Annotated in this window: 3 protein-coding genes; all 3 read left to right on the top strand. The window is 50.9% G+C overall.

Annotation, left to right across the window (positions count from 1 at the left end):
• Positions 1-93 precede the first annotated feature (93 nt).
• On the top strand, positions 94-387 hold the full coding sequence (locus GN208_RS17755; RefSeq protein ID WP_046025035.1) for a head-tail connector protein: 294 nt from the start codon (positions 94-96) through the stop codon (positions 385-387).
• Positions 388-397: 10 nt separating this feature from the next.
• On the top strand, positions 398-724 hold the full coding sequence (locus GN208_RS17760; RefSeq protein ID WP_096875117.1) for a phage head closure protein: 327 nt from the start codon (positions 398-400) through the stop codon (positions 722-724).
• A partial coding sequence (locus GN208_RS17765) for an HK97-gp10 family putative phage morphogenesis protein (protein ID WP_243828514.1) occupies positions 717-1,108 on the top strand: 392 nt, incomplete at its 3' end. The genes GN208_RS17760 and GN208_RS17765, both read left to right, overlap by 8 nt.

Here is a 1,108-nt window from a genome sequence, read left to right on the forward strand (position 1 = left end):
GGTGGACAGTAATGCTGTGAAATTACTGAAAGCTGCAGGTGCAGGAGGCTGATTAATTACGGCGGCAGAGATGCCGCTTTTCCGGAGGGTTTCATGCCATTACCGACAATTGAAGAGCTGAAAAGGCAATGCTATATCGATGGTGACCATGATAATGATCTTTTACTGCAATTTTTGAGTGCTGCCATATCAGAAGTTGAGCGGGTCACTAACAGAAAGCTTACCCCGGAAAAACCTGATAAAGACGATCCTGATACCTTGTTTTTAAGTGCGGATATAGTGCTCAGATTAAAACAGATGGTCGGATTTTGGTATGAAAACCGGGAGGGGCAGTCATTACCGGACTCTTTGTACCGCCATTTAAGAGATTACCGGCGCAGGCCGTAAGGATGAAATTATGCAGGCTGGTCGTCTGAGACATATAGTTGTATTTCAGAGAGCTGAAATCACAATACTCCCGTCTGGCCAGAGAGAGAAGTTATGGGTTGATATTGGCCCGGCTGTGAATACGGAAGTCAGACCCGTCAGTGGCCGGGAACTGCTGACCGCCGGAGCGGAAATGTCAGAAATCACTGTTCGTGTATGGATGCGGTACCGGCCGGATATTCATCCTGCATGCCGGATGGTATATCGCGGTCAGGTCTACGATATTCAGGTTGTGATCCCGGATGTGAAATTTACCCGGCTGGAACTGCTGTGTAAACAGGGGGTGAAAGATGGCTGATATGGGGCTGGATTTGTCCGGTTTTGCTGAACTGTCCCGTGATCTGGAATCACTCAGCCGGGCTGAAAATACCCGTGTGCTGCGGGAAGCGACGAAAGCCGCAGCGGATATGCTGCGGGATGAGGTCCGGCGGAGCGCTCCTGTCAGGACCGGAAAACTGGCGCGTAATATCGTTACCGGCGGTCAGCGGAGCCGTTATAAAGGTGAGGTTGTCTCCGGTGTGTACATCCGGGGAACCAATGCCGCCGGAACCAACAGCGACAACACACTGAAAGCGGATGATCCGCGTAATGCGTTTTACTGGCGTTTTCTGGAAAACGGCACATCCAAAATGGCACCACAACCGTTTATCCGTCCGGCATTTGACGGTAAAGCGGATGAGGC

The sequence above is a fragment of the Morganella sp. HSTU-ASny43 genome (assembly GCF_022819185.1).
Taxonomy (GTDB): Bacteria; Pseudomonadota; Gammaproteobacteria; order Enterobacterales; family Enterobacteriaceae; genus Morganella; species Morganella morganii.